Source organism: Vibrio sp. 1978, assembly GCF_033344345.1.
This window is the reverse complement of record NZ_JAWPOP010000259.1, coordinates 271-864: the sequence shown is the minus strand read 5'-3', so window position 1 is coordinate 864 and position 594 is coordinate 271. Positions and strand designations below refer to the sequence as shown.

General features: G+C 50.5%; 1 protein-coding gene. It reads left to right on the top strand.

The window, feature by feature from the left end:
- On the top strand, positions 1-594 hold a 594-nt coding region (locus R8N49_RS25945; RefSeq protein ID WP_412034913.1), incomplete at both ends, for a multiheme c-type cytochrome.

Sequence of the window (594 nt, the reverse complement as noted above, 5' to 3'; positions counted from 1 at the left end):
GTTTAGTCATTGAAGGCAACCCTTTCCCGCAAGATGCCCGCAACTGTACAACCTGCCATTCAACCGATGTCGCGAAAGCATCAGACGCCAACAATTGGTTTGAACACCCAAGCCAAGTTGCCTGTGAAACCTGTCATTTGTACCGAGACAGAGGCGCGCATGATAACCAAGTCGGTACGGCTTGGGTAAGAAACGGCGAGCCACAAAACTCCTGCTCGGGCTGTCACCGACCTTATGACCGAGATGACAATGGCGATCCAATCATCGGCCAAGACGCAAGCCGAAGTGCTAAAACGGTTCACGTAATGCGTTTAGAGAATCTTGCAAAGGCACGTGATTCGCTCGAAATCAACGTTGAAAGCGCGCGATTTATTGATGACCAGTTTGAGGTTGAACTAAGAGTGTCGAAAGCGGGCACAGGTATTGGATCCATCAACGAACTGACCCCTTTCATTAATGAACATGGGCACCTCAATTTGTTGCTGAACTGGGATAACGGCCAAGGCCCGATAGTCGCAAACAACAGTCTCAACGTCGCCGATGATGGCGCACTTGGTGACGGCTGTGAGGCTCAAGGAGAAGGCCTATTCTTGT